General features: G+C 38.8%; 27 protein-coding genes and 3 tRNA genes. 15 read left to right on the plus strand and 15 right to left on the minus strand.

Going from position 1 to position 24,908, the window contains the following annotated elements; genetic code table 11:
* Nucleotides 1-61: 61 nt before the first annotated feature.
* Complete coding sequence (gene purH, locus B2W36_RS01220) at nucleotides 62-1,588, plus strand: bifunctional phosphoribosylaminoimidazolecarboxamide formyltransferase/IMP cyclohydrolase (protein WP_293886173.1); 1,527 nt, start codon at nucleotides 62-64, stop codon at nucleotides 1,586-1,588.
* A gap of 46 nt (nucleotides 1,589-1,634) precedes the next feature.
* Here the strand turns inward: purH and B2W36_RS01225 are convergent, their stop codons facing one another.
* Nucleotides 1,635-2,006, minus strand: a complete 372-nt coding sequence (locus B2W36_RS01225) for a YkvA family protein (protein WP_209574734.1) — start codon at nucleotides 2,004-2,006, stop codon at nucleotides 1,635-1,637.
* A gap of 316 nt (nucleotides 2,007-2,322) precedes the next feature.
* Between B2W36_RS01225 and B2W36_RS01230 the strand changes: the two genes are divergently transcribed.
* The gene (locus tag B2W36_RS01230) at nucleotides 2,323-3,036 is read left to right on the plus strand and encodes a DUF4397 domain-containing protein (RefSeq protein ID WP_293886174.1); all 714 of its coding nucleotides are present in this window, start codon (nucleotides 2,323-2,325) and stop codon (nucleotides 3,034-3,036) included.
* Nucleotides 3,037-3,129: 93 nt separating this feature from the next.
* Here the strand turns inward: B2W36_RS01230 and B2W36_RS01235 are convergent, their stop codons facing one another.
* Nucleotides 3,130-3,435 carry an FtsB family cell division protein gene (locus tag B2W36_RS01235; RefSeq protein WP_209574738.1) on the minus strand — a complete coding sequence of 102 codons (306 nt, stop codon included), beginning with the start codon at nucleotides 3,433-3,435 and terminating at the stop codon, nucleotides 3,130-3,132.
* Between the two features lie 231 nt (nucleotides 3,436-3,666).
* Here B2W36_RS01235 and lpxB point away from each other — a divergent pair, with 231 nt between their 5' ends.
* Nucleotides 3,667-4,782 (plus strand): lipid-A-disaccharide synthase, encoded by a 1,116-nt coding sequence (lpxB, locus tag B2W36_RS01240; RefSeq protein ID WP_293886175.1) that lies wholly within the window; start codon nucleotides 3,667-3,669, stop codon nucleotides 4,780-4,782.
* A 56-nt stretch (nucleotides 4,783-4,838) separates the two neighbouring features.
* Nucleotides 4,839-5,474, plus strand: coding sequence for a hypothetical protein (locus B2W36_RS01245; protein ID WP_209574742.1), 636 nt, complete (start codon nucleotides 4,839-4,841; stop codon nucleotides 5,472-5,474).
* Between the two features lie 67 nt (nucleotides 5,475-5,541).
* Here B2W36_RS01245 and B2W36_RS01250 read toward each other — a convergent pair whose 3' ends face one another.
* From B2W36_RS01250 to B2W36_RS01260, 3 genes are read right to left on the minus strand one after another with little or no spacing between them, the layout of a single operon-like run.
* Complete coding sequence (locus tag B2W36_RS01250) at nucleotides 5,542-6,624, minus strand: DUF3810 domain-containing protein (protein WP_293886176.1); 1,083 nt, start codon at nucleotides 6,622-6,624, stop codon at nucleotides 5,542-5,544.
* A gap of 16 nt (nucleotides 6,625-6,640) precedes the next feature.
* Nucleotides 6,641-7,699 (minus strand): nucleoid-associated protein, encoded by a 1,059-nt coding sequence (locus B2W36_RS01255; protein ID WP_293886177.1) that lies wholly within the window; start codon nucleotides 7,697-7,699, stop codon nucleotides 6,641-6,643.
* Between the two features lie 9 nt (nucleotides 7,700-7,708).
* Nucleotides 7,709-8,635 carry a histone deacetylase family protein gene (locus B2W36_RS01260; protein ID WP_293886178.1) on the minus strand — a complete coding sequence of 309 codons (927 nt, stop codon included), beginning with the start codon at nucleotides 8,633-8,635 and terminating at the stop codon, nucleotides 7,709-7,711.
* Between the two features lie 178 nt (nucleotides 8,636-8,813).
* Between B2W36_RS01260 and B2W36_RS01265 the strand changes: the two genes are divergently transcribed.
* From B2W36_RS01265 to B2W36_RS01275, 3 genes are read left to right on the plus strand one after another with little or no spacing between them, the layout of a single operon-like run.
* The gene (locus B2W36_RS01265; RefSeq protein ID WP_293886179.1) at nucleotides 8,814-9,455 is read left to right on the plus strand and encodes a YceH family protein; all 642 of its coding nucleotides are present in this window, start codon (nucleotides 8,814-8,816) and stop codon (nucleotides 9,453-9,455) included.
* 6 nt (nucleotides 9,456-9,461) lie between these two features.
* Nucleotides 9,462-10,652, plus strand: coding sequence for an MFS transporter (locus B2W36_RS01270; RefSeq protein WP_293886180.1), 1,191 nt, complete (start codon nucleotides 9,462-9,464; stop codon nucleotides 10,650-10,652).
* A 1-nt stretch (nucleotide 10,653) separates the two neighbouring features.
* Entirely contained in the window at nucleotides 10,654-11,541 is an 888-nt protein-coding gene (locus B2W36_RS01275) for a DUF72 domain-containing protein (protein WP_293886181.1), read from the plus strand.
* 120 nt (nucleotides 11,542-11,661) lie between these two features.
* Here the strand turns inward: B2W36_RS01275 and eno are convergent, their stop codons facing one another.
* From eno to B2W36_RS22605, 3 genes are all read right to left on the minus strand, one after another.
* Nucleotides 11,662-12,957 carry a phosphopyruvate hydratase gene (eno, locus tag B2W36_RS01280; RefSeq protein WP_293886182.1) on the minus strand — a complete coding sequence of 432 codons (1,296 nt, stop codon included), beginning with the start codon at nucleotides 12,955-12,957 and terminating at the stop codon, nucleotides 11,662-11,664.
* 210 nt (nucleotides 12,958-13,167) lie between these two features.
* Entirely contained in the window at nucleotides 13,168-14,268 is a 1,101-nt protein-coding gene (carA, locus tag B2W36_RS01285; RefSeq protein WP_209574758.1) for a glutamine-hydrolyzing carbamoyl-phosphate synthase small subunit, read from the minus strand.
* A gap of 231 nt (nucleotides 14,269-14,499) precedes the next feature.
* Complete coding sequence (locus B2W36_RS22605) at nucleotides 14,500-14,700, minus strand: DUF2752 domain-containing protein (protein WP_414712058.1); 201 nt, start codon at nucleotides 14,698-14,700, stop codon at nucleotides 14,500-14,502.
* Between B2W36_RS22605 and B2W36_RS01290 the strand changes: the two genes are divergently transcribed.
* A complete protein-coding gene (locus B2W36_RS01290) occupies nucleotides 14,635-14,781 on the plus strand; it encodes a hypothetical protein (RefSeq protein WP_293886183.1) in 147 nt (48 codons plus the stop codon). The genes B2W36_RS22605 and B2W36_RS01290 overlap by 66 nt on opposite strands.
* A gap of 23 nt (nucleotides 14,782-14,804) precedes the next feature.
* Here B2W36_RS01290 and B2W36_RS01295 read toward each other — a convergent pair whose 3' ends face one another.
* The 6 genes from B2W36_RS01295 to B2W36_RS01320 all read right to left on the minus strand — a co-directional run bounded on the left by B2W36_RS01295 (nucleotide 14,805) and on the right by B2W36_RS01320 (nucleotide 17,434).
* Nucleotides 14,805-15,158 (minus strand): TM2 domain-containing protein, encoded by a 354-nt coding sequence (locus tag B2W36_RS01295; RefSeq protein WP_293886184.1) that lies wholly within the window; start codon nucleotides 15,156-15,158, stop codon nucleotides 14,805-14,807.
* Nucleotides 15,159-15,335: 177 nt separating this feature from the next.
* Complete coding sequence (gene obgE / locus B2W36_RS01300; protein ID WP_209574762.1) at nucleotides 15,336-16,334, minus strand: GTPase ObgE; 999 nt, start codon at nucleotides 16,332-16,334, stop codon at nucleotides 15,336-15,338.
* A 36-nt stretch (nucleotides 16,335-16,370) separates the two neighbouring features.
* Nucleotides 16,371-16,940, minus strand: a complete 570-nt coding sequence (locus tag B2W36_RS01305) for an adenylate kinase (protein ID WP_293886185.1) — start codon at nucleotides 16,938-16,940, stop codon at nucleotides 16,371-16,373.
* Nucleotides 16,941-17,014: 74 nt separating this feature from the next.
* Nucleotides 17,015-17,088, minus strand: a tRNA-Arg gene (locus B2W36_RS01310).
* 169 nt (nucleotides 17,089-17,257) lie between these two features.
* A tRNA-Arg gene (locus B2W36_RS01315) sits at nucleotides 17,258-17,331 on the minus strand.
* 29 nt (nucleotides 17,332-17,360) lie between these two features.
* Nucleotides 17,361-17,434 (minus strand) — tRNA-Arg (locus tag B2W36_RS01320).
* Nucleotides 17,435-17,620: 186 nt separating this feature from the next.
* Here B2W36_RS01320 and B2W36_RS01325 point away from each other — a divergent pair.
* Nucleotides 17,621-18,463 carry an alpha/beta fold hydrolase gene (locus tag B2W36_RS01325; RefSeq protein WP_293886186.1) on the plus strand — a complete coding sequence of 281 codons (843 nt, stop codon included), beginning with the start codon at nucleotides 17,621-17,623 and terminating at the stop codon, nucleotides 18,461-18,463.
* A gap of 90 nt (nucleotides 18,464-18,553) precedes the next feature.
* On the opposite strand, the gene B2W36_RS01330 is transcribed toward B2W36_RS01325, so the two are convergent.
* The gene (locus tag B2W36_RS01330; RefSeq protein WP_209574768.1) at nucleotides 18,554-18,889 is read right to left on the minus strand and encodes a DUF3276 family protein; all 336 of its coding nucleotides are present in this window, start codon (nucleotides 18,887-18,889) and stop codon (nucleotides 18,554-18,556) included.
* Between the two features lie 266 nt (nucleotides 18,890-19,155).
* On the opposite strand from B2W36_RS01330, the gene B2W36_RS01335 reads away from it, so the two are divergent.
* The 6 genes from B2W36_RS01335 to B2W36_RS01360 all read left to right on the plus strand — a co-directional run bounded on the left by B2W36_RS01335 (nucleotide 19,156) and on the right by B2W36_RS01360 (nucleotide 24,533).
* The gene (locus B2W36_RS01335; RefSeq protein WP_293886187.1) at nucleotides 19,156-20,037 is read left to right on the plus strand and encodes a LiaF transmembrane domain-containing protein; all 882 of its coding nucleotides are present in this window, start codon (nucleotides 19,156-19,158) and stop codon (nucleotides 20,035-20,037) included.
* A 3-nt stretch (nucleotides 20,038-20,040) separates the two neighbouring features.
* Nucleotides 20,041-21,087, plus strand: coding sequence for a sensor histidine kinase (locus B2W36_RS01340; RefSeq protein ID WP_293886188.1), 1,047 nt, complete (start codon nucleotides 20,041-20,043; stop codon nucleotides 21,085-21,087).
* Nucleotides 21,080-21,820, plus strand: a complete 741-nt coding sequence (locus tag B2W36_RS01345) for a LytR/AlgR family response regulator transcription factor (RefSeq protein WP_209574772.1) — start codon at nucleotides 21,080-21,082, stop codon at nucleotides 21,818-21,820. Before B2W36_RS01340 ends, B2W36_RS01345 begins: the two co-directional genes overlap by 8 nt.
* A 31-nt stretch (nucleotides 21,821-21,851) precedes the next feature.
* The gene (locus tag B2W36_RS01350) at nucleotides 21,852-23,282 is read left to right on the plus strand and encodes a serine hydrolase domain-containing protein (protein ID WP_293886189.1); all 1,431 of its coding nucleotides are present in this window, start codon (nucleotides 21,852-21,854) and stop codon (nucleotides 23,280-23,282) included.
* Nucleotides 23,283-23,388: 106 nt separating this feature from the next.
* Entirely contained in the window at nucleotides 23,389-24,363 is a 975-nt protein-coding gene (locus B2W36_RS01355; protein WP_293886190.1) for a 2-hydroxyacid dehydrogenase, read from the plus strand.
* Nucleotides 24,364-24,374: 11 nt separating this feature from the next.
* Nucleotides 24,375-24,533: a hypothetical protein gene (locus B2W36_RS01360; RefSeq protein ID WP_209574778.1), complete on the plus strand. Its 159-nt coding sequence runs from the start codon at nucleotides 24,375-24,377 to the stop codon at nucleotides 24,531-24,533.
* The last annotated feature ends 375 nt before the right edge of the window (nucleotides 24,534-24,908 follow it).

The raw sequence follows: 24,908 nt of genomic DNA on the forward strand, positions 1-24,908 counted from the left end.
TGATTTATTGATATCAAGATTTTAAATACCTATCTTTGCGCCACGAAACAAATCCATCATAATGAACCATCCTGTAAAGATTAAAAATGCTTTGGTTTCAGTCTATTATAAAGACGGCCTAGCTCCTTTAGTTGAATTATTAAACAAATACGGTGTTACCTTCTATTCCACTGGCGGAACAGAGACATTTATCAAAGATTTAGGTATAGATGTTGTTCCAGTGGAAGACCTCACGAGCTATCCTTCTATTTTAGGTGGTCGTGTAAAAACTTTGCATCCAAAAGTGTTTGGAGGTATTTTGGCTCGCCGCCCCCTTGAGTCTGATCAACAGCAGCTAGCCCAATACGAGATACCTGAGATCGATTTGGTTATTGTGGATTTGTATCCGTTTGAAGAAACAGTTGCTTCTGGTGCATCCGAACAAGATATTATCGAAAAAATTGATATCGGCGGAATTTCTCTGATCCGTGCGGCGGCTAAGAACTTCAACGATGTTGTAATTATCTCTTCCAAAAATGATTACCAAGCATTGGAAGAAATACTCGCGAATCAAGAAGGTAATACTTCGCTAGAACAACGTAAAGAATTTGCCAAATGCGCATTCAATACATCGTCGCATTACGATACCGCAATCTTCAATTACTTCAATCAAGAAAACCCACTTCAAGTTTTTAAACAATCTGAACAAAAAGCCCAAGTACTGCGCTATGGTGAAAATCCTCACCAAAAAGGCGTTTTCTTTGGCGATTTAGATAACATGTTTGATAAATTAAGCGGCAAAGAATTATCCTATAATAATCTTGTTGACGTTGATGCGGCGGTAGATTTAATTGATGAGTTTATAGAACCTACATTTGCGATTCTAAAACATACAAATGCGTGTGGAGTTGCCTCCAGACCAACCATCAAACAAGCCTGGTTAGACGCATTGGCTTGTGATCCTGTTTCAGCATTTGGTGGAGTTTTAATAACAAACGGTCAAGTAGATGCTGCAACAGCTGAAGAAATTAATAAATTATTCTTTGAAGTATTGATCGCACCTTCTTATTCGGAGGAAGCTATCGCTATACTTACCGCGAAAAAGAATAGAATTATTCTTGTTCGTAAAGAGGTTACATTACCTAGTCAACAGTTCAAAACATTGTTGAACGGCGTTATTCTACAAGATAAAGACAAAACAATTGAAAATGCAGAGCAAATGGTTACTGTAACGAAAGTAGAACCTACTGACGAACAACTTCAAGACCTATACTTTGCGAACAAAATCGTTAAACATACCAAGTCAAATACAATCGTTTTTGCCAAAAATGGCACTTTATTAGCGTCAGGAGTAGGTCAAACATCTCGTGTAGACGCATTAAAACAAGCTATCGAGAAAGCTGTTTCTTTCGGTTTTGATCTCAAAGGCTGTGCGATGGCATCAGATGCTTTCTTCCCTTTCCCTGATTGCGTTGAAATCGCTTCGGAAGCAGGTATTGCAACCGTATTGCAACCCGGCGGTTCAATCAAGGATCAGTTGTCGATAGATATGGCCAATGAAAAAGGAATTTCAATGGTGACAACGGGGGTTAGACACTTTAAGCACTAAGCAGTCTTCAACCATTAATAAAAAAGCTACTNNAGTAGCTTTTTTATTAATGGTTTATTTCAAAGTTCAATCTTTCGAGCTTATAACGCTCTATCTCCTCCGACAGCTTACGGATGGCATAAGCTACAATAGCAACATCATCTATCCAGCCGCCGACAGCAATAAAATCAGGGATAGCATCTATCGGAGAAATCACATAAATGATCGTTCCGATGATGATGGATAGATTCCAGTTGTTCATCTTAAACTTACCTGTGATTGCGTCTTTACACATCGCGATCAGTAATTTAAATTCGCCAACATAGCTACCTAGGTTTTTTGCCTTAGATTCCGCCTGAGATAACTCCGCCTCCGTAATTTTACGTTGTCTAAAGCGCTCAAACATACCTGTTGCAATCTTCTTAATTCTACTGTTCATAATCCAAAATTAGGATTACTAGATTAATAATCCAAATCCCAACTTTTCAGCGGATTCACTCTCAATAAGGATCACTAATCAGGACGACCAACTATTTGCACTACAGTGATAATATGATACGACAAACATTTACTATCAAGCTGCTATACGACCTATTTTACACTTGGAATAGCCGAAGCACGCTTGATTAAATAACAACTACACACAAATTTATTATTTTTATAGCTAGCTGTAGCAAACTATCTTTAATGTGCGTATAATAGACAACACAAGCGCAATGTGTTTTATACAACAAAAGATTTAATGTTACACAGTTATGAAAAACTATAGATTATTCAATTTTATCTCCATCGTTCTAGCGACATTCTTACTTTCAAGCTGTCTGAAAGATAATGATGACCAAAAAATTCCTATGGCGCTCTTTACCATGGTTAATGGTTACAGCGACGCTAATGCTGTCGTCTATTATGCGGATGGCGGGGCTTTACAAAACCCCAATTATCCTATGGAATTCAAAAGCTATAGGCCAATCGTTGGACTATTCACCGGAGCTCGAAAAATAGCTGTTTCCTCCGAATATAACAGTATCTTGACAGATACAACAATTACTGTAAAAGACAGTACGATATATACATCCTTTCTATTTGGAACAAAATCAAAACCGGTACAGATAATCACGACCGACAGAATCAACAAGGAAATTAAAAACACCGAATCCGGTTTACGTTTCTTTAATCTTGCGGAGGGAACAGATCAGGTCACCCTTCAGATCGGCAGTGAGACCTCCCCGTCAGAATGGACAAATAGAGCTAAAGAAACACAGAACTCAGCAAACGCGCATCAGGGATTTATTGCGCAAAAAAGTGGAACATTCACTGTCACAGCACGTGATAAAGCAGGGAAAACAATCGCGACCCGGAGCGAAATTAAATTGGCTGAAGGCTATTATTATTCTTTAATACTCATCGGTAAGGCAAATGATGAAAACAAACCATTATATATTGGTTTAGTAGCTCAAGCTGCAAATTAAAATACCCATATCTATACACTTTTTATAACGGCGGCCATCATGTACATGTGATGGCCGCTCGCTTTTTATTTCTCTGAATATACTTCTCAGCTATTAAGGATTTTCTTTAGGTGCCACTTTAGAAATAACATAAATATCCTCATTATCTTTTTTCATCTTATACTTCTCACGGGCAATACGCTGTACTTCTTGCGGGTTGGAACGAATATCGTTAATTGTTTTAATGATTGCCGCATTTTCCTTAAGGTAAAAAGAGCGCTCACTCTCCAGGTTCGCTTTCTGTTTTTGATAACTATACTGTGTGGCAAAGTCATTTCTATCAAAAAATAACATCCACACCAAAAAAGCCAAAGCGGCTAACAAATACTTATTTCTTATTAAATACCACAATCGTTGCATAAGGCAAAAATACTATTTAGCTTTTATACTCAAGATTTTTTCTTCACAAGTTGACCATCTTTGATTAAATATATGGAATATTATAGGCAAATTCATCATATGCCTAGAATAATCTTATCTTTAACAGTTCATAAACAATCATTTCAAGGGAATATCCATTTTAAAACTACACCCGATTTTAAAATAGAAAGGTATATTCGATGGGATGATTAAAGAATAAATCATTGACATATGAAATACTATCTTATAGCAGGCGAAACTTCAGGAGACTTACACGGTGCAAACCTTATTAAAGCATTAAAAATTGAAGATCCCGATGCAACTTTTCAAATTGTTGGAGGAAATCTAATGCAGGAAGAGGCTGGGAAAAAGCCATTAATTCATACATCGCAAATGGCTTTTATGGGCTTTATAGAAGTTATAAAAAATCTGCCAAAGATATCAAGGAACCTCAAACAAGTTAAAAATGATCTATTAAAAGAAAAACCAGATACTGTCATTCTGATAGATTTCCCTGGCTTCAATTTGAAAATTGCTGATTTTGCGAAAAAACATGGAATTAAAACCTGCTATTATATTTCCCCTAAAGTATGGGCCTGGAATCAAGGCCGTGTAAAGAAAATCAAACGGATTGTCGATCACATGTTTTGCATTCTGCCTTTTGAGGTGGATTTTTACAAAAAATGGCGCATGCCCGTAGATTATGTTGGAAACCCACTATTAGATGCGATTTCAACCTACCAATTCAACCCCAATTTCAGAGCAGAAAATGGTTTTTCAGAAAAACCACTCATCGCCCTCTTGCCGGGAAGCCGGGAAATGGAAATTACTAATATTCTGCCTATCATGGCCGAACTTCCGTTCTTTTTTCCTGTTCATCAATTTGTAATTGCAGGTGCTCCCAATTTTGATGAAGCGTTCTACAAGCAGTTTTTTAAAGGTATCGATATTCCCATAGTTTTCAATCAAACTTACGATATTCTCAATAACGCGGAAGCCGCAGTCGTTACGAGTGGAACTGCTACGCTCGAAACAGGTATTTTGAAAGTACCCCAGGTAGTCGTCTATAAAGCTAACCCAATATCGGTATGGATAGCTAAACTAGTTGTCAAAGTCAAATTTATCTCGCTCGTAAATCTAATCAATAACTTTTTATCAGTAAGGGAATTGATTCAAGACGACTGCACAGCGTATGATATTTCCTATGAAGTAGGTGAATTGATCAATAACAAAATGCATCGCGAAAGTGTGATGGAAAACTACGATATCCTTGCCGAAAAACTGGGTTCTCCTGGGGCTTCAGAGAAAACTGCCAAATTGATTGTAAAATATCTCGCTAAAATTTAAACTCTTTTACCTTTCATTTGTCAAACTATCAGTAGTCACTATTAATTAAAAGGGTTATGAAATGTAAAATTATTCTAGGCTTTTTTCTTTGTTTTGCAATGACCTTAACAGGTAAAGCACAGGAAGTACAACATATTTCTAAATTAGAAATTGGTAAAAAGGCAAAAAAAAATATCGATAATAGAGATTCTACTGTCGCTATACACATCGATACCTTGATCATGAAGGATAATTCTACTTTTTCTTTCTATGGTAAGAAAAATGTTAAGCTCACCATTGGTTATGCTGAAATTGGAAACAAAGCAACTATCCATGGAACAGATGGGAAGAATAACGGAACTAATTTTGACATCAGTGCTAATTTTCAAAAATTAGGGTCCCTATATATCATTGCAAAAGGAGATGACGCTTTCAATGGAACCAAAACTTTTCCGAACGGAAATGGAGGAAAAGTTAAAGTCACTTTAACAAACGGAAGTATTAAACCTCAAACAACGGACAAGAAAGCGACAAATTATATTTATGCAGATGTAGTAGCAGGTGGACGTGCCGTCAATGCAAATTCGGACTTAAGAAATATTTACGACCGGATTAAAACCGCCCCCACCGGATTAAGAGGACTACCTCAAGGGCAAATTTTCTCTGGGAGCCCCGGAACAGAAGGAACATTTGAACTAATTTCAACCCAATAACACTAAAGTTAAAATCATAAAAAAGCCGTATTGTTTTTTTAATACGGCTTTATATATAATCCCTATCCTACTGCCTACACGCTCTTGTTTTAAGCTCATAGGCCAATACCAGCCGCGTCATCCGATCATATCGGGCTATTCCTTCCTGCTGATTATTGTGTTTTAGGTATTGGTTATAGAACAAGCCCATTACATCGTCGACCCACCCAGTATATTGACTCCAAAATTGTCTTTCTCCTGCTAAGTCTCTCAACACCTTTACACTTAATCGCCCTTTAAAATCTTTCCATAACTCAGGATACATGCCCTGAAGCTCACGCAACATATATAGGGAGGTCTGTAGATAGGCCGAATACCGGTAAAAGGTTTGAGGATGATTCTGTAAGCGCACGAAAGCAATAAAATTTGCCTCATCTTCAAAACCGATGCCTTGCTGGTGAGCAAGTTCATGCACAGTAGTAAATGGTAAAAAAGTTGCTGGCATGGCTTTATTCACTTGAGCTTCGTGGGTAAATGGATTAAAATATCCCGACACACCAAAAAAAGAAACCATACGGCTATTAATCGGTGATTTTACGCCAATTTGATCTGTTGATAAAAAATCCGCAAACGTTGTATCGTTTTTGACCCATCTTGTCAACTCTTTTTGAATAAACTCTTTACGCTCTTCCCATTGCGATGGATTTACATGTTCACGCAAGGTATTTGTACTATCCAAAAAATCATTCAATACCATTAGATAATCCGCTAGTCTTAAGCTATCGACTTGCAGATGTACATTTGTACTGATTGGCTGACGGTAATAGTTGAGCCCCCAAGATAGGTAAAAGAAACAATAGAGTCCGAATAACAAATTGATCATGGACAATACTAATCGAACAAATCTTTTCCATCTTCTTTTCCATATGTTTCCAATTAATTTCGCAGCTAAATAGAAAAAAAACACAACAACTGCAACATACAAGAGATCGCCTAGACTAAAGGGAATATAACCAAACACAAACCTCGGCACATGACTATAAAAACGATAAAATCCCTGTGCATAAAAGACCTCAATCCATTGGCTGTTTTTCTCGGTCACGGAGAAAAATAAAGTCCCAATAAATAGAGCGAAAAAAGTAAAAACTGCTATTTTATCCCGCTTTTCCATTCAATAATTAAAACGATTAACTTTCGTTCTCAAAATAAACCTTATAGAAATTCATACCCTTATCCTCATCATAACCTTTTTCCAGATATTCACGTTTACCATGAACATAGATATGAAAATTCTTATCAAGCTTTAAAACAGACTTGTAAGAAGATTCCATTTTTTTTACGGCTTTGTCTGCTATTTCAAAATTTGCCTGAAATGGCGTGTCAAATTCATCCTCAAAACCAGCTTTAAAATCTTGGAATAAAGCAATTGCCTGTGGATTCCCCAACACTTCCTCCTCAAACTCTTCTTGTACAAATGTTTCCTTTTCCTTAAAGTAGTTCATGGATTTATTTAACAGATCAATCTTGTCCGCTTTTTCCAATTCAAAAGTCTCATCCAATTTTTGCTCCACAAAATTCTTATAAACTTTCAGATAATTGCCTGTTTGATTAAAGTTATCATTGCGCACGCGCAATTGAAGAAAATCATCCTTCCAGTAAACCGCCTCCTGCTGCCTATTTGTCTGGTCAAGCACCAATACCTTATATCCTTCTTCCTCTTCTACATTGATAATAATACAGCCTTTATCCAGTTTATTAATATTAATTGCTTCTTGTTCATACTCCAATAAAAATGCACCTTGTTCTGGATATACTTTCAGATAAGTTTCTTTATTCTCGGATTTGAATATACCGATGGCATCATATTCTTCCCCTTCGATCTGAACGTTCTTCAACGCTACGACATACACCTCTCCTGCTTTGATTTTAGGATGATTGGAAACTTCATACAGGTGTTTTGAAATTTGTTGGGAAAAATCATGAAATGGAAGCTGATTCTTGAAATACTGTCTTACAAAATAGAAAATCTCATTCAGCTCTAATTCTTCATTGGGATGATACAGACGATATACCTCGTTCACCTTTGCAAAGGGACTCATAAAATATTGCATCAGTAGCCCAGGTAGCACTTCATCTTCCGCAAGAGAAACGGGGGCATCTGACAAAATATAAAATTCATCCTGGGCCTTATTACCCACGCGATGAATAGATAACGCTTCAAAAGTTGCATCTTGGTGAAAAAACATATTTTTATCTTATAAATTATATAAATCTATTGCTATTTTAAAAGTCTGACAATGTGCATTGACAATATCTTTAATTTCGGGAGAATAGCCTCCTCCCATGCTTACCTGAATAGGGATGCCGTTTTTATGGCATATCTCAAAGACCAGTTCGTCTCTGCGACGACAGGTGCTAATACTTAAATTTAACTTCCCTAGCTTATCTGTTTCTAAAATATCCACCCCAGCTTGGTAGAAAACAAAGTCAGGCTCAAATTTCCTGAATATATCCGCTAAGTTATCTTCCAATAAACCAAGATATTCTGCATCCGAGATATCATCTGATAAACCGATATCCAGATGCGATCGCTGTTTGATAAAGGGATAATTTTTCTCGCCATGCATCGAAAATGTAAATACCTGCTGATGTCCTTTAAAAATATGCGCAGTACCATTACCTTGATGTACATCCAGATCAATGATCAGGATACGACTGGCATATTGCTGCTTCAGTAGGTACCCAGCTGCGGTTGCCTGATCATTTATCAAACAAAAGCCTTCACCAAAATCATAGCCAGCATGATGGGTTCCTCCGGCAATATTAAATGATACCCCATACGCCCTTGCATAGTTTGCACTTTGGATTGTCCCATCGAGAATATAGCGTTCCCTGTCAATAAGACCTTGGGTCAATGGAAAACCTATTCTACGGACCATTTTGGAATCCAGTGTAAGCTCAAATAACTGCCTTACATATACCGGATCATGCACCAGACAACAGGATTCAAAGCTCGCAAGTTCAGGACTGAAAAAATTAGACTCATCCGCCATCCCTTCATGTTTTAACTGTAGAGGAATGAGCTCATACTTCAACATCGGAAAACGATGCCCTTCTTTTAGGGGGTGGACAAATTCTGGACGAAAAGCTATCTTAAGCACCTTAAATCTTATATTACTCATGCGAATATAAGAAATCTAAATACATAACCCGTACCAATTTATTTCAACAATATCGATTGGATCTTTGGAGTTATATGAGAAAAAGGGCATCTTTGAGAAAGAACAACCGGCAAGCCAATGTTATTACACCATAACAGCATACTTGTACTCGATCATAAATTTTTATTATTGAAAATAAATGGAAACAACTAATTTGCCTCAATTGTCTGCCATGGAACAACGTGTGCTAGGCTCACTAATCGAAAAATCGAGAGTTACCCCTGAATATTACCCAATGACCATCAACAGCTTACAAGCTGCTTGTAATCAAAAAACTTCCCGTAAGCCAGTTGTACAGTATACAGAAGAAGATATTGTTGCTACGCTGGATGTATTGAAGAAAAAGGGCTTAATCGCTACTGTTATAGGTGGCGGGTCACGTGTCACGAAGTATAAACACAATTTTGCCATCCAGTTTCCACTCGTGCCTTCTGAATTATCCATTATTTGTTTATTGCTTCTTAGGGGGCCAATGACCGCAGGTGAAATCAACTCAAACTCCGGAAGATTGTATGAATTTGAGTCATTGAGCGAAATCAATGCACAATTGGAAAAATTAACCCAAGAAGGTTACATTAAATCTTTACCGAAACAGATGGGACATAAAGAAGTCCGCTATATTCATTTATTGGGAGAAATCAATCTTGAAGTTTATGAAACTAGCGGTCCCGTGGGCAGCGCCTCAAATGACCAGCTCTTACTAGATCGAGTAGCTCAATTGGAGGAAGAAGTGGCAGCGTTGAAACAGAAGTTTCAGGATCTTTGGGATGAATTACATTAAACACCCATGTTGCAAACAATAGATTCAAAAAAAGAATTACCGAAAGCAACCTTGTGGCTTATGACCATCGCCACTGGTTTGGTTGTCGCCAACAATTATTACAATCAGCCCTTACTAGGATTGATTGCCAAAGACCTCCATGTTGATGAGGCTACGGTTAGCAATTCAGCTATGTTGACTCAGATTGGATATGCATTTGGTCTCTTACTGATTGTTCCTTTAGGAGACATGTTTAAACGGAAAAAAATGATCTTGATCGACTTCGTTTTTATTATCTTTTCCTTAATAGGTATGGCTATTTCCACCTCAATTCTATCGATTTTAATATTCAGCTTTTTGATAGGTTTTACGTCCGTTATTCCTCAAGTTTTTGTTCCTATGGCTGCGGAACTTGCGCAGAAAGAAAAGCAGGCTTCGGCCATAGGAATGGTCATGTCGGGTCTGCTGATCGGTATATTACTTTCGCGGGTTTTAAGCGGATTTATCGGTTCTTATTTCGGATGGCGTGAAATGTACTGGATCGCCGCAGTAATCATGATCGTTACGGCCATAGCCATAGCCATCAGGTTACCTGAAGTGATGCCTAATTTTAAAGGTACCTATAGCGAATTGATGCGTTCGGTCTGGGGCTTTGCCAAGAAACAGCCCGTACTGCAATTAGCTGCATTCCGTGGAGCCATGGGCTTTGGCGCTTTTTCTGCATTCTTCACAACACTTGTGTTCCACCTTGCGGCCCCACCTTTCTTTGATGGCCCGGCAACCGCCGGAGCATTTGGCCTCGTAGGCGCATGCGGCGCACTAGCCGCTGCTTTCGTCAATAGACTGACTGTATACATGAGCAAAGCAAAAATTATCCTGTACGCTATTCTATTAATGTTGTTTAGCTGGTTGTTATTTGCCCTCTTTGGTAATTATTATTGGGGACTGATCTTCGGCGTTATTTTGATTGACCTTGGCCTACAATCCATGCACATCCTAAACCAAAGTGATTTCTATGCACTAAACCTTGGCGCCAATAACCGACTTAACACGGTATACATGGTCAGCTATTTTATTGGCGGATCAACAGGCACCTTTTTTGCTGCACAGGCATGGCAACACTTTCAATGGCCAGGCGTTATTTTCGTAGGTACATGCTATACGCTTTTGGCCCTGTTGGCTCATGTATTATTTGATTATAAATTAAGAAAAAACTGATATGAAATTCGGCCAAGTAGAACATCCTGAGGAAATCGACTTTACCCTTCCCCCAACTCCACCAGAAACATTAAACCTATTGCAGCATTTCAAAAATGACAAGCCTTTCGAGGTATATGTAGGTTGTGCAAAATGGAATAAACAGGATTTAAAAGGTTTTTACCCGAGAGGTACAAAAGATGAACTTGCGTATTACTCCACACAATTTAACAGCATCGAACTCAATGCTACATTTTACAATTCGCCTAGCATAGATCAGGTGGAGACCTGGAAACATAAAACACCTGCTAACTTCAAGTTCTTTCCAAAGATTCCACAATCTATCAGTCATTTCAGCCGATTGTTAAACACTGCTGATAAGGTGAAACTTTTTACAGACGCTATCGTTCATTTCGATGAAAAACTGGGTATGGCCTTCCTACAGATGCATGACAATTATAACCCAAAGGATATGGCCCGTTTAAAACTATTCTTACATGACTGGCCTACAGAAGTTCCTCTGGCATTGGAAGTGCGAAATAAAGAGTGGTTTTCAAAACCCGCTGTCACAAAAGAACTATATGCTCTGTTGGAAGAGACCAATGTGACTAATATTCTGGTCGATACTGCAGGCCGACGAGATATGTTGCATATGCGTCTAACCACGCCTACTGCTTTTATCCGTTATGTCGGTGCCAACCACGCGTCAGATTATGATAGACTGGATCAATGGATCGATGTGTTGAAGTTGTGGCGAGAAAATGGCCTACAAAAACTGTATTTCTTTATTCACCAAAACATTGAGGTGGAATCCCCCCTACTGGCGACACATTTTATCAAAAAACTGAACACAACATTAAACTTGGATCTGACTCATCCAAATAAAAATACTCCCAATACCCTGTTTTAATAAAGACAAAGCACGAGCGTAAATGAGTTGACCATCGAGAAAATCGTTTGAAAATTCATTACTAAAGAAAAGCCGAAGTAGCATATACTTCGGCTTTAATATTTAAAAACAAGCTTTTGCTTACTTTTTAGCGTATTTAAAGTTTTTACCTATAAAACGGGCATTACCACCCAATTCTTCTTCGATACGCAACAATTGATTGTATTTAGCCATACGGTCAGAACGGGAAGCAGAACCTGTTTTGATCTGACCACAGTTTAACGCTACAGCTAAGTCAGCGATAGTAGCATCTTCCGTCTCTCCAGAACGGTGCGACATGACAGAAGTGTATCCAGAATTTTGTGCTAAAGTCACTGCGTTGATCGTTTCAGTCAATGAACCAATTTGATTTACTTTTACCAAAATAGAGTTTGCAGTATGCGTATCTATACCTTGTTGAAGACGCTTTGTGTTTGTTACAAAAAGATCATCACCAACCAATTGAACATGGTCACCGATTTTGTCTGTCAATGTTTTCCATCCTGCCCAATCATCTTCAGCCATACCATCTTCAATAGAGATAATTGGGTATTTTGCTGTCAATTCTGCTAAATAGCTCGCTTGTTCTTCGCTCGAACGTACAGCACCTTTATCCCCTTCAAACTTGGCATAATCGTATTTACCGTCTTTGTAGAATTCAGAAGAAGCACAATCCAATGCTAAACAAATGTCTTGACCTGGTTTGTAACCAGCAATTTCAATCGCTTTGAGCACGGTTTCAATAGCATCTTCAGTACCTTCAAAAGTTGGTGCAAAACCACCTTCGTCACCTACAGCTGTTGAAAGACCTCTGTCATGCAATATTTTTTTCAACGTATGGAAAACCTCAGTACCCCAACGCAAAGCTTCAGAGAACGAAGGAGCACCAACAGGCATAATCATAAATTCCTGAAATGCGATAGGCGCGTCAGAGTGAGAACCACCATTGATAATATTCATCATCGGGATAGGCAACGTATTTGCATTTACACCACCAATATAACGGTATAATGGTTGGCGTGACTCTTGGGCTGCAGCCTTTGCCACCGCTAATGATACACCCAAAATAGCATTTGCACCCAAATTACCTTTATTTTCGCTACCGTCTAAATCAATCATGATTTTATCGATGGCATTTTGTTCGAAAACATCTACACCTTCTAAAGCTTTGGCAATTGTAGTATTTACATTCTCAACAGCTTTCAAAACACCTTTTCCCAAATATGTTGACTTGTCGCCATCGCGCAATTCAACTGCTTCGTGAATACCTGTTGAAGCACCTGAAGGTACAGCTGCACGACCAACAAAACCATTTTGTGTAGTAACATCTACTTCAATTGTAGGGTTACCGCGCGAATCCAAAATTTGACGCGCATGAACATCGATAATTAAACTCATCTCTTTATTAGACTATAATTTATTTTCATTACTTAGTGTAGATAAGACACACTCTCATCTACAGACATTTTTCACAACCAAATATAACAAAAAATGTATTTATTCCCTTATTTATTCTGAATAAAATGTGCGTATTCTGAATAATTGGTATGGTGGCTTCAATAAAAAACCCCTCAAAATATGAAGGGTTTTTATATAATATTATACGTTTTAGTTTTTGATCAGTGCTACAAAATCATCAAACAAATAACGTGAGTCATGAGGACCTGGTGATGATTCGGGGTGATATTGCACCGAGAATGCTTTTTGCCCTTTGATACGGATTCCCTCAATAGACTGATCGTTCAAATTAACATGCGTTACCTCAACGCAATCAGAATTTTCAATGTCTTCAGCTACAACCCCAAAACCATGGTTTTGCGACGTAATTTCACAACGATTAGCAATGATATTCTTCACTGGGTGATTGATCCCACGGTGCCCATTATGCAATTTACTGGTGCGGATACCATTTGCCAATGCGAGGATCTGATGACCTAAACAAATGCCGAACATTGGTTTATTCGCGTTCAAAATAGCTTTTACTGTCTCGATAGCGTAATCCATCGGAGCTGGATCACCAGGACCATTGGAAATAAAGTAGCCGTCAGGATTCCATTGTTCCATTTCTTCGAATGTCGTCTTCGCAGGAAATACCTTCGTATATACATCCCGAGCTTCAAAATTCCGCAAGATATTTTTCTTGATTCCCAAGTCCAAAACCGCTACACGCAACGAAGCATTTTCATTACCGAAGAAATAAGGTTCTGCTGTCGTTACTTTTGAAGACAGCTCGAGTCCATCCATTGAAGGAACTTCCGCCAATTGACGCTTTAATGCTTCCACATCCAATGTTTCGGAAGAAATAATTGCATTCATTGCTCCTTTATCACGTATATGTCTTACCAAAGAACGCGTATCCACATCAGAAATACCAACTAAATTCCCCTCTTCAAAATAGCTTTGGATAGATTCATCAGCCATTTTACGACTATAGTTGATGTTGTAATTCTTACAAACTAATCCCGCAATCTGAATGTGATTTGATTCGGTATCGTCCTCATCAATACCATAGTTACCAATATGGGCATTGGTCGTTACCATGATTTGTCCAAAATAAGATGGATCTGTAAAAATCTCTTGATAACCGGTTGTCCCTGTGTTGAAACAGATTTCCCCAGTAGTCGTACCAATTTTACCAGCGGCTTTACCGTGATAAACTGTACCATCTTCTAAAACTAAAATTGCAGGCAATTTGCTGTAGTTGGTCATTATCGATGTAATATTATAAAATGTGTATCCTTACTTTTATGAATTTTAAAGCCTTCTTGATTGGATATAAAAAAAGCCCTCAAATGGGCTAAATATCAATTAACAATGCATCATCACGATTGACAAACCGTTTCCTAAGGCACCTACCAATAAAGTCTTTTCTTTAATTTTCACGGGAGACAAAGTTAAGACTTATCGCTTAAAAGTGAAAACATTTTTCATTTTTTTATTTCACCTTGATTCCAACTGCCAAAAACGAATAAAGTCTCTCAAAGTCAGCGCAGTCAACACCGGCACAATCAAGTAAATCAATGGATTTTCTAACCACGCCTCTTGCCACCGCAAGTGCAACAACGCAATAAAAGCATGCGTAAGGCCACAGCCCGGACAGTTATATCCACTTATCGCCTTCCAAACACAGGGGATAAGAATGTGTATATCTGCCAAAAGGTGCAAGCCAATGGCGATCCCGAAATACCCGATGATCAGCGAGTATATCCAATGATGTTTTAGATATTTCAGGAAAAACATAATCATTAATTGTTGATCGGACTTTTGATATAATTGCCGTCCGCATCCTTATATTTTCCGACAATAATCATAATCAAATCGATCAGATACCAAATACCACAGCCGCCTAAAGTGACCAACTGAATAACTGCCGTACCAATTTGTCCCAAATAAAACCGATGCGCACCAAATGGCCCCAAAAAGATACAAAACAACAGGGCCGGCAACCATCTATCGTCCTGGAACGTACTATTTTGCTGCTGAAAGGGCTGGTTAGCATAAAATATCGGCTGTCTTACACCGCAATACGGACAAACTTCGGCCTTGATCGTAATCAATTTACCACACTGCACGCAATACTTTTCGTCTTCTGTTTTCATTTAGATTTAGTTTGGCGACGGAATGGAAACTTTCCTCCCATCATGGATAAAATAATGGAGTTAAATTAGCAAAAAAACTTAAAAAAAAATCTCTTTTTTTATTGCCTATGGAAATTAACATAAACAGTAAAGGCGCATCGTATCTTGAAGCGCCCTTACTATTTATATTTTCGAATTTTAAGAGTTGATCGCTTTCCAGATCATATCTTTCAATGGCAATATATTCTTACCAGTCACCGAAGAAATGAAAATATAAGGAATATCTTCCGGTAGTTCCTGTTCCATCTCCTTCTCCAACTCTTCGTCGAGCATATCAGACTTGGTAATAGCCAACAGTTTTGGTTTATCGGCCAATTCAGGATTATAAGCGGTCAATTCATTTAAAAGAATGGCATACTCTTCACGGATCGTCCGGTCCGTATCAGCAGGGACCATAAATAACAACACTGAGTTCCGCTCAATATGTCGTAAAAAACGATAACCCAAGCCTTTCCCCTCAGAAGCCCCCTCAATAATTCCCGGAATATCAGCCATTACAAAGGAACGATTGTCCCGATAGCTCACCATACCCAAATTAGGTACGAGCGTCGTAAAGGGATAGTTCGCGATTTCTGGCTTTGCAGCAGATACGACCGACAGCAACGTCGATTTACCCGCATTTGGGAATCCTACCAATCCAACGTCTGCAAGAACCTTCAGTTCCAGTATCATCCACTGCTCTTTACCAGGAAGGCCTGGTTGCGAAAACCTTGGTGTCTGTTGCGTAGGCGACTTAAAATGCCAGTTACCCAGACCACCTTTTCCACCCGGCACCAGTATCCTGGTTTCACCCTCCTCTGTAATATCAAATAACACCTCGCCAGTCTCCGCATCCTTTGCTATAGTACCCAGCGGAACCTCCAATATCTCATCGCGACCAGTTGCACCCGTGCGCAGCGAGCTGCCTCCAGATTCACCGTTTGATGCGATAATATGTTTACGATATTTTAAATGAAGTAACGTCCAGAGATTAGTCGTTCCTTTTAGGATAATATGCCCTCCACGACCGCCGTCACCACCATCAGGCCCGCCTGTAGCCGTGTGTTTATCACGGTGCAAATGAGCCGAACCCGCCCCTCCATGTCCAGAACGACAACACACTTTCACATAATCAACAAAATTCGAACCTTGCGCCATTATAATTTATTACAGTCTAAAAAGTATTTACCTTAATTAATAATTATCGATGATATCGGTTAAGCTCTTAAAGATAGTCTCGATCTCGCCGATACCATTCACTTTAGAAAGCTTACCCTGGGCCTCATAATAAGGCAATACATGAATCGTCTTTGTGAAATATTCATCAATACGCTTCACTAATTTATCTGCGTCATCATCCGCACGTCCAGAAATCTCCCTCCGTTTGGCAATACGATCTTTCAATTCATCCTCATTTACATCCAGTGCGATTACGACTGAGATGGAGGTGTTGATACCTTCTAAAAAAGCATCCAAAGCCTCAGCCTGCGCAACAGTGCGAGGAAATCCATCGAAAATAAATCCTTTTGCATCTGGATTTTTCTTTACTTCCTCCTCCAGCATTGCTATTGTAATCGAATCTGGCACTAAATTCCCCTCAGCAATAATCTGGCTCACTTGTTGACCAAGCGGGGTTTGACCTTTAATATGTGCTCTAAAAATATCACCAGTAGAAACGTGTACCAATTGATATTTTTCAATAAGCTTTGCAGATTGGGTTCCCTTACCTGCACCCGGAGGGCCAAATATTACAAGGTTTAGCATAGTTTTATTTAAGAAATTAAAACGAGTTAAAAAATAAAAGCCTAATCACAGATGATGACTAGGCTTTTCAGTCGTGCGCTCCAAGGGAGTCGAACCCCTAACCTTCTGATCCGTAGTCAGATGCTCTATCCAATTGAGCTAGGAGCGCAATAAACCAATACGTTTAGAACTCTGTCCCATTTGTTTTGGTGATGCAAATATAGTCAGAATTCGTTTTTTTACAAATTTTTTTTCAAAAAGAAGTCTATCGCCTTCCTTTGACAACTGGTAAACAGCTTCCAAAATAAAAGCCAATCAAATTGACTGGCTTCATTACGTGCACTCCAAGGGAGTCGAACCCCTAACCTTCTGATCCGTAGTCAGACGCTCTATCCAATTGAGCTAGGAATGCCTTTTTTTTATCGTACAGAATCTGTATCGTGCGCTCCAAGGGAGTCGAACCCCTAACCTTCTGATCCGTAGTCAGATGCTCTATCCAATTGAGCTAGGAGCGCTAGGCAACCAAAATAAAAGAGTATTCATTTCCGTTTTGGTGATGCAAATATCGTTATATTTATCAATTTAACAAACATTTTTTCTCTTTTTTCAACTTTACACAACAACATTTCTTTTATCTCGTTGATAATATTATATTTAAAATATCAACTTTTTTTTTCAGACACGGACAAATGCTATTATTCATGAACAAAAGAGAATTAAAGCGCAGTAAAATACGCATTGGAGATATTAGTATCTCCTATTACATCAGACCGAGCATCTTAGCCCCTTCCCCCAAAACCATTATATTTATCCACGGTTTCCCTTTTAATAAAAACACCTGGAAACAACAGCTTCAAGATTTGGATGAAGACTATACGGGTATAGCAATTGATGTTCGAGGACATGGCCTCAGTACCAACGGTCATGGTTTTTTCTCCATTGATGTCTTTGCCAAAGATCTGGTAGAATTTATTCGCAAACTCGACCTCAACCACGTCATCCTGTGCGGCATTTCCATGGGAGGCTACATCGCACTGCGAACCTACGAATTGATCGGGCAACAGCTTAAAGGGCTTATCCTATGCGACACTAATTCCCTTGCTGATGACAACAAAGCCAAGCAAAAAAGATTTGATTCTATCCAGGCTTTACTAAAATATGGCAGACGGCCTTTTGCCATTGGTTTTATAGGCAATTTATTTCACGACAAAACAATCCGCGAAAATCCCGAAGCTGTTGAACTGATCAAAAGCTGTATACGCAGAAATGAAGTCGCCAGCATCTGCGCGACACAGCTCGCTCTCGCATCCCGGACAGACACAAGCCATTCACTAAAAACAATTATTATCCCCACATTGGTTATAAAAGGAAAACACGACAAGCTGATGAGTGAGGAACAGACCAATATACTCATCGAAAATATCCCCGATGTCCGCTATGTGGAATTTGAAGAATCTGGTCACTTGCCCAATCTTGAGGAACCCGAAAAATTCAATATCGTATTAAATGATTTTCTGCGAAGCATTCCGCTAGTCTCATCCTAGGACGGCATACAGGGAATACTCGTCAAACAATAAAAAAGCCACATCAGTGGCTTTTATTTCTTTTTTTCATTAAGATTTCGCTCTACAATACTAGAACGAAAAATCGTCTTTGGAACGCGCTCCCGCTTCTTCAGCGTATGCATCGTCAAAGTTAGGCTCATAACGTTTCTCGATTACCTCCTGGTTAGATTTGATGTAGTTCACCACATCCGTCAAACCTTCTGCGAACTTTTCAAAATCTTCTTTGTACAAGAAAATCTTATGCTTAATAAACTGGCCATCCTCAAAGCGCTTCTTGCTTTCTGTGATAGTAATGTAGTAATCGTTCGATCGAGTTGCTTTTACATCAAAAAAATAAGTACGCTTACCTGCTCTCACCTTTTTTGAAAAAACTTCTTCACGTTCTTTGTTTTCAAAATCTCCCATTGGTTGTTATTTAAGTTTAAAGTAATCTTAATCTTTGATAAATATATAATAATTCATTTTAATCCACCAAATAATATTAAAAAAAAACACAATAACGCGTAAAAATGGCAGTCTACTCCTTTTTATAATAGGGAGAAAAATTGAACAACGAGATTTTTTACCGACGAAATCATTACATTTACCGAAAATATAAGTTGTATTACCTAAAGCAAATGTGTAGAATATATTGGTGACGCTATCTTTGAGTCATAAATAGTAAAAACATTATGGAAAAAGAACCCATCATACCAAACAGCAATAATAGCCGCAATATTGTAGGAGCGATTGTGATTATCGTAGGTATATTCTTATTACTGAATAATCTAAATCTAGGAAGCTGGTTTCCAGATTGGTTATTTGGTTGGCAAACGATATTAATTATTATTGGATTAGTCATTGGAATAAATTCCCAATTTCAGAAAAAATCGGCGATTATTCTATTGATCATCGGTGGAGCAAGCCTCATCTCAAGAATGATGCGTACCGACTTTGGTTCGGTAACCGTTCCTATCATTATCATTTCTCTTGGGATTTACTTTATTATGAGTAAAAGGAAACCTCCGATGGTTCCACCCACTTACACCAATCCGCCTCAAGGATCTTACGACTGGGACAAGCGAGTAACTGTGCCGACCGAAGGGAATACAGACGTTAGCCTTACTGACCAGGAATCAAGACCATTTAATGAACAATACGATCCAAGCCAACAAGCCTCGCCTAATCAGCAGGCTTTTGGCGACAAAGGAAAAGATCCTTTTCAACAGTCGTTTGAGGATAACCTCAATCTGAATACAATCTTTGCGGGACAAAAGAAAGTAATTTACTCTAAAAATTTTAGAGGAGGTAATTTGACCAATGTATTTGGAAGTATAGAACTGGATTTAACAAAAGCTGACATCCAACAGCCGATTGTGATCGATACGTTTCAATTGTTTGGTAGCGCACGCATTATAATCCCTCCGCATTGGACGGTGTTCAGTAACGTGGCTTCCATCTTAGGATCTGTCGATGACCGCCGATTCCAAACGATCTATAATCCCGATACGGATAAAAAAATCTATATTACAGGCACCTGTATTCTAGGTAATTTAACCATAAAAAATGCTTAATAAATGAAAAACAAGCTGTTCCTCAGTGTTAAAAGTCGTTTAATTGGCATTATATGTATATCCGTATTTATCGGATATCTCGCGTTACAATACTTATTGATGCTTCGTTCTGGCTTTGACCAACAACTCGCATTCAAAGATTCCTTTATCAATAGTGTAGTCATGATGTTCTGCTGTTATGGCATGTCATCTGCACTAAACTTCTATACCCCACAACCAAGGGAAATATGGAAAGTATTGATTATCGGCTTAATCATGGGCGGAATAAGCATCGGATTAAGCCGATTCTTAATGAGTTATTTTATTCAATCTAACTTCACCCCTCTTCTGGATTTAACTTTACCGTATCGCGGCATTGTTAATTTCCTCATTTTAACATCGGTTGCCATTATCAACATCGTTTGGAATATTCAAGAAGACAATATCAATAATATCAAACGAAAACAAGAGTCCGAAAATCTGCTTCGGGAAGCCGAATTATACAATCTCAGGCAACAATTGCAACCACACTTTCTATTTAATAGCCTCAATTCCATTATAGCGCTTATTGGTGCAAATCCCGACGAAGCCCGTAATATGACATTCCAGCTCTCGGATTTTCTGAGAGGGACGTTAAGGAAGGAAAATAACCAAATCATCACACTCGAAGAAGAACTTGACCATCTACAGCTTTATCTCGATATCGAGAAAGTACGTTTTGGTCACAGACTAAATACATCCATTTCTTCGTCAGAAGAAATTTTTAACAACAGACTACCCGCAATGATCATCCAACCCCTTGTAGAGAACGCTATTAAGCATGGACTCTACAACGTGAGGGATCAGGTCGAAATAAAAATAAAATGCCAGTCAAATGAAGGTCAATTATGGATTCAAATCACCAATCCTTTCGACACTGAAGAACAATCAAAACAAAAAAAAGGCACCGGGTTTGGACTCTCGAGCATTCAACGTCGATTGTATCTGCTCTATGGAAGAAATGACCTGCTGGAAACGCAAATACTAGACAATATATTTATCAGTACCCTAAAAATACCTCAATATGATTAAAGTCGTTATTATCGATGATGAACCCTTGGCACGCTCCATTATTGCCGGTTATTTAAAAAACGAGACCGATGTAACTGTCGTTGCCGAATGTGGAGATGGTTTTGAAGGCGTTAAGGCTATTCATACCCATGAACCTGACTTAATTTTTCTGGATGTTCAGATGCCCAAATTAACAGGTTTCGAAATGCTTGAACTCATAGACAGTCCGCCAGCCGTTATCTTTACGACCGCTTTTGATGAATACGCTTTAAAAGCTTTTGAAAAAAATGCATTAGATTACCTGTTAAAACCAGTATCACCTGCGCGTTTCAAAAAAGCATTAGAAAAATTTAGGACAAACTTCTCGGCTCCAGAAAAAAAAGTACAGCCCAATTATGAGGTACTTACAGCCCAAGACGAAACAAAAATTGACCGTATTGTTGTCAAAACAGGTACACAGATCAAGATTATTCCAATTGACACAGTCAAATATCTCGAATCTTACGATGACTATGTTAAAATTCATACTAAAGACGGTATGTACCTTAAAAATAAAACCATGGCATTTTTTGAAAAAGCGTTGGATTCAAATCAATTTGTGCGTATCCATCGTTCTTTTATCATTAAAGTCGATCAATTAGCCAAACTAGAACCTTATGAAAAGGATTCTTACATTGCAGCACTAGTATCAGGCGAAAAGCTCAACATCAGCAAATCAGGCTATGCGCGATTAAAACAATTGATTGGAATTTAAACATTCCGTAGATTTGTGCCCATCAATAGTTATGAAAAATTTTATTACACTCATATTGCTGGGCATCTCATCGTACTCTTTCGCCCAAACAAGTTCCGAAGAACAGATCAACAGAGGAGTATATAATAAGCTGGAGTTTTTTATCAATTCGCAGATGACTGACTCAGCCTATAATTTGGCTAGCGATTCATTCAAACAACAATTTAATCTTTCTCGATTCACGCAGGTACTCGAAAATCTATACCCATTAGGAAGAGTAAAAAGCTCAACACGAAAAGGATTTGAAAAAGGGATCGCAACTTATCAGATGGATTTCGATAGCAAATCTTACGATGTCCTGTTCGCAACAGATCCGACCCTAAAATTCCATACGCTAAAGTTTACTCCTTCGACTACAACACCACAAGTCGAAAAAACGATCATGGTGCCTGCCACACAAAAATCGGTAGATAACGACGACCTGTTTATTGATTCTGTTGCGCACGCTTACCTCAAACAACAAAATACACAATCCCTTGCCATTGGTATTATAAAGAATGGACAAACCAAAACTTATCTTTATGGCGAGACGGCCAAAGGAAACCAGACTCCGCCCACAAAAACGTCTATTTATGAAATTGGCTCGTTGAGTAAAGTTTTTACCGCTATCCTTTTGTCAAATCTTGTCGAAGAAGGAACAGTCACTTTAGATCAACCTATAGCCCTATTCCTTCCTGACTCACTCAAAAAAAATGAAGAGCTTTCAAAAATAACATTTCAAATGTTGGCTAATCATACCTCCGGCTTACCGAGGCTTCCAGATAATTTTGACAAAGTAAACGGTTTCAACGAGAACGATCCTTACAAAACGTATGACAAAAAAGCACTTTACAACTATCTTTCAGGATTTAAAAACAAGAAAAATCCGGGCGAAGAGTATGAGTACAGCAATCTAGGTTATGCTGTTCTCGGGGATATCATATGCAGTCTTTATAAAAAAAGTTACGATCAGCTTGTAAGGGATATCATTTGTAAACCACTTGAAATGAACAATACTTTTCAAGTATTAGAACCTAAAAGGAAAGATACTTTTAAAGTATACAACAAAGAGGGTCACGAAGCATTACCTTGGTCATTTGACGTATTTGCCCCAGCTGGTGCGCTAAAATCCACGCTCGAGGATCTACTGAAATTTGCGAACGCGCAATTCAAGATGCCGCAGACTCCACTCGAAAATGCCATGGCAAATACCAGATTATTTACATTTTTTCTACCACCCGACACAGACCTCGGCCTGGCATGGCATATGAATTTGATTGACAACCTTACGGTCTTCTGGCACAACGGCGCAACGGCCGGAAGTAGCTCGTATCTCGCCTTATCCCCAGATAAAAAAAGTGGAGTGGTCATGCTGTCAAATTCAGCTATCTCTACCGATGATCAGGGTAAAGCTATTTTAAATTATCTCCTTCATCAGAATTAAAGATTAAAACATCACGAATAATAAGCCATATTGAAACAACAATATGGCTTTTTTTGTTGTCCTAATGACAATAAGTTTTTATAAGAATAAAAAAGCATTTACATACATGAAGATATTCATCACAAAAAAAATTCCACAAAAAGGTATAGATCTATTGCAATCTGCAGGCCACGAGATTACAATTCACGAATCGGCCAGCCCACTTTCCGAAAACGAGCTCATCGAAGCCTGCCAACAATGCGACTACGTCCTTAACGGTGGGATGCAAAAGTTTGATGCCGATTTTTTTGAAAACTGCCCCAACCTTAAAGCCCTATCACTCATGAGCGTCGGCTATGATAATGTGGACATTGCAGCCGCAACACATCATCGGGTCCCTGTGAGCAACACCCCGGGTATACTTTCTGGGGCAACCGCAGACGTCGCCTTTCTTTTAATGCTAGCGGTATCGAGAAAAGCCTTTTTCAACCATAAAAGAATATTGCAGGGTAAATGGGAAGGGTTCGATCCTACTGAAAACCTAGGGATCGAACTCAACAATAAAACTCTGGGCATCTATGGACTGGGGCGGATTGGCTTTGAACTGGCCAGAAAAGCCAGAGCAGCATATAACATGGAAATTATCTACTATAATCGGAGCAGAAATGAGGAAGCAGAGCGAGTTTTGGGTGCCAAATATGTAAATTTCGATGAATTGCTAATGCGTAGCGATGTACTTTCCATACACGCTGCTTTGACAGCGGAGACTAAAAGGCGGTTTGACAAAAATGCATTTGCACGCATGAAAAACTCCGCTATATTAGTGAATACAGCAAGAGGTGGATTGGTCAATGAATTCGACCTGACAGCAGCACTGCAGGCTGGCGAATTATGGGGTGCAGGACTTGACGTGACAGACCCTGAACCGATGAGGCCAGATAATCCACTCTTAGCAATGGAAAATGTATGCATTCTTCCTCATATCGGGTCTGCCACCGTAGAAACCAGGGATAATATGGCCTTAATGGCTGCCAACAATTTATTGGCAGCAATCAGAGGTGAAAAAATGCCACAAGTCATCAATAAAGAAGTATACCAATAATAAATATACGAATGAAAAGAAGATTTTATCAGCTGTTGAACAACTTAAATAAGGCCATCTTACCTCGATACAGTCAGATGGATCCTCTAAAATTAAAAAAGTACCAGCAGGCGATTATTGCCTACAGGTACTTTGTTCTCCTCAATGCCTTGGGAAATGATCAGGATTGAATTTTCGGAAGGGCTTCGTTAATTAAATTGGAAGTCCTATAAATTTCCTTTCTCTTCAACTCCAGCATATTCTCCTGCGTGGAATTTCGGGCATTTCGCTAATCAGCTCTTCTCGTTCAGGCACAAATAGTCAATATCGTGACACTATCGCCCGAACCAGAATAAAACAGGTGGCCTGCGACTTTTACATACGTTTCCAGTTGAGAGGAGCACGCTCAAGGTGATTTCCCCCTCCGCTTTTATATTTCTACCGTACGAAGAGTATTGATCGCATGCTCAAACATCCATAGGAGCATTCTGCCCGCAAAATTACTCAAGCGTCCCTAAGACATCATATCCACATCCTATTCAAAAACAGAAAACTTAGCGATAAAC

This window comes from Sphingobacterium sp. UBA3549 (assembly GCF_002376635.1).
Taxonomy (GTDB): Bacteria; Bacteroidota; Bacteroidia; order Sphingobacteriales; family Sphingobacteriaceae; genus Sphingobacterium.

Bases quoted from the DNA above. Each gene is read 5' to 3' on its own strand.
- B2W36_RS01290 (WP_293886183.1), top strand. From the start codon at position 14,635: ATGCGTAAGGCCACAGCCCGGACAGTTATATCCACTTATCGCCTTCCA.
- B2W36_RS01255 (WP_293886177.1), bottom strand. From the start codon at position 7,699: ATGTTTTTTCACCAAGATGCAACTTTTGAAGCGTTATCTATTCATCGC.
- purH (WP_293886173.1), top strand. From the start codon at position 62: ATGAACCATCCTGTAAAGATTAAAAATGCTTTGGTTTCAGTCTATTAT.
- B2W36_RS01275 (WP_293886181.1), top strand. From the start codon at position 10,654: ATGAAATTCGGCCAAGTAGAACATCCTGAGGAAATCGACTTTACCCTT.
- B2W36_RS01360 (WP_209574778.1), top strand. From the start codon at position 24,375: ATGAAAAGAAGATTTTATCAGCTGTTGAACAACTTAAATAAGGCCATC.
- B2W36_RS01295 (WP_293886184.1), bottom strand. From the start codon at position 15,158: ATGAAAACAGAAGACGAAAAGTATTGCGTGCAGTGTGGTAAATTGATT.
- B2W36_RS01330 (WP_209574768.1), bottom strand. From the start codon at position 18,889: ATGGGAGATTTTGAAAACAAAGAACGTGAAGAAGTTTTTTCAAAAAAG.
- B2W36_RS01350 (WP_293886189.1), top strand. From the start codon at position 21,852: ATGAAAAATTTTATTACACTCATATTGCTGGGCATCTCATCGTACTCT.
- B2W36_RS01325 (WP_293886186.1), top strand. From the start codon at position 17,621: ATGAACAAAAGAGAATTAAAGCGCAGTAAAATACGCATTGGAGATATT.
- B2W36_RS01305 (WP_293886185.1), bottom strand. From the start codon at position 16,940: ATGCTAAACCTTGTAATATTTGGCCCTCCGGGTGCAGGTAAGGGAACC.
- B2W36_RS01270 (WP_293886180.1), top strand. From the start codon at position 9,462: ATGTTGCAAACAATAGATTCAAAAAAAGAATTACCGAAAGCAACCTTG.
- B2W36_RS01235 (WP_209574738.1), bottom strand. From the start codon at position 3,435: ATGCAACGATTGTGGTATTTAATAAGAAATAAGTATTTGTTAGCCGCT.
- lpxB (WP_293886175.1), top strand. From the start codon at position 3,667: ATGAAATACTATCTTATAGCAGGCGAAACTTCAGGAGACTTACACGGT.
- B2W36_RS01340 (WP_293886188.1), top strand. From the start codon at position 20,041: ATGAAAAACAAGCTGTTCCTCAGTGTTAAAAGTCGTTTAATTGGCATT.
- carA (WP_209574758.1), bottom strand. From the start codon at position 14,268: ATGACCAACTACAGCAAATTGCCTGCAATTTTAGTTTTAGAAGATGGT.
- B2W36_RS01250 (WP_293886176.1), bottom strand. From the start codon at position 6,624: ATGGAAAAGCGGGATAAAATAGCAGTTTTTACTTTTTTCGCTCTATTT.
- B2W36_RS01230 (WP_293886174.1), top strand. From the start codon at position 2,323: ATGAAAAACTATAGATTATTCAATTTTATCTCCATCGTTCTAGCGACA.
- B2W36_RS01335 (WP_293886187.1), top strand. From the start codon at position 19,156: ATGGAAAAAGAACCCATCATACCAAACAGCAATAATAGCCGCAATATT.
- eno (WP_293886182.1), bottom strand. From the start codon at position 12,957: ATGAGTTTAATTATCGATGTTCATGCGCGTCAAATTTTGGATTCGCGC.
- B2W36_RS01245 (WP_209574742.1), top strand. From the start codon at position 4,839: ATGAAATGTAAAATTATTCTAGGCTTTTTTCTTTGTTTTGCAATGACC.
- B2W36_RS01265 (WP_293886179.1), top strand. From the start codon at position 8,814: ATGGAAACAACTAATTTGCCTCAATTGTCTGCCATGGAACAACGTGTG.
- B2W36_RS01355 (WP_293886190.1), top strand. From the start codon at position 23,389: ATGAAGATATTCATCACAAAAAAAATTCCACAAAAAGGTATAGATCTA.
- B2W36_RS01345 (WP_209574772.1), top strand. From the start codon at position 21,080: ATGATTAAAGTCGTTATTATCGATGATGAACCCTTGGCACGCTCCATT.
- obgE (WP_209574762.1), bottom strand. From the start codon at position 16,334: ATGGCGCAAGGTTCGAATTTTGTTGATTATGTGAAAGTGTGTTGTCGT.
- B2W36_RS01260 (WP_293886178.1), bottom strand. From the start codon at position 8,635: ATGAGTAATATAAGATTTAAGGTGCTTAAGATAGCTTTTCGTCCAGAA.
- B2W36_RS01225 (WP_209574734.1), bottom strand. From the start codon at position 2,006: ATGAACAGTAGAATTAAGAAGATTGCAACAGGTATGTTTGAGCGCTTT.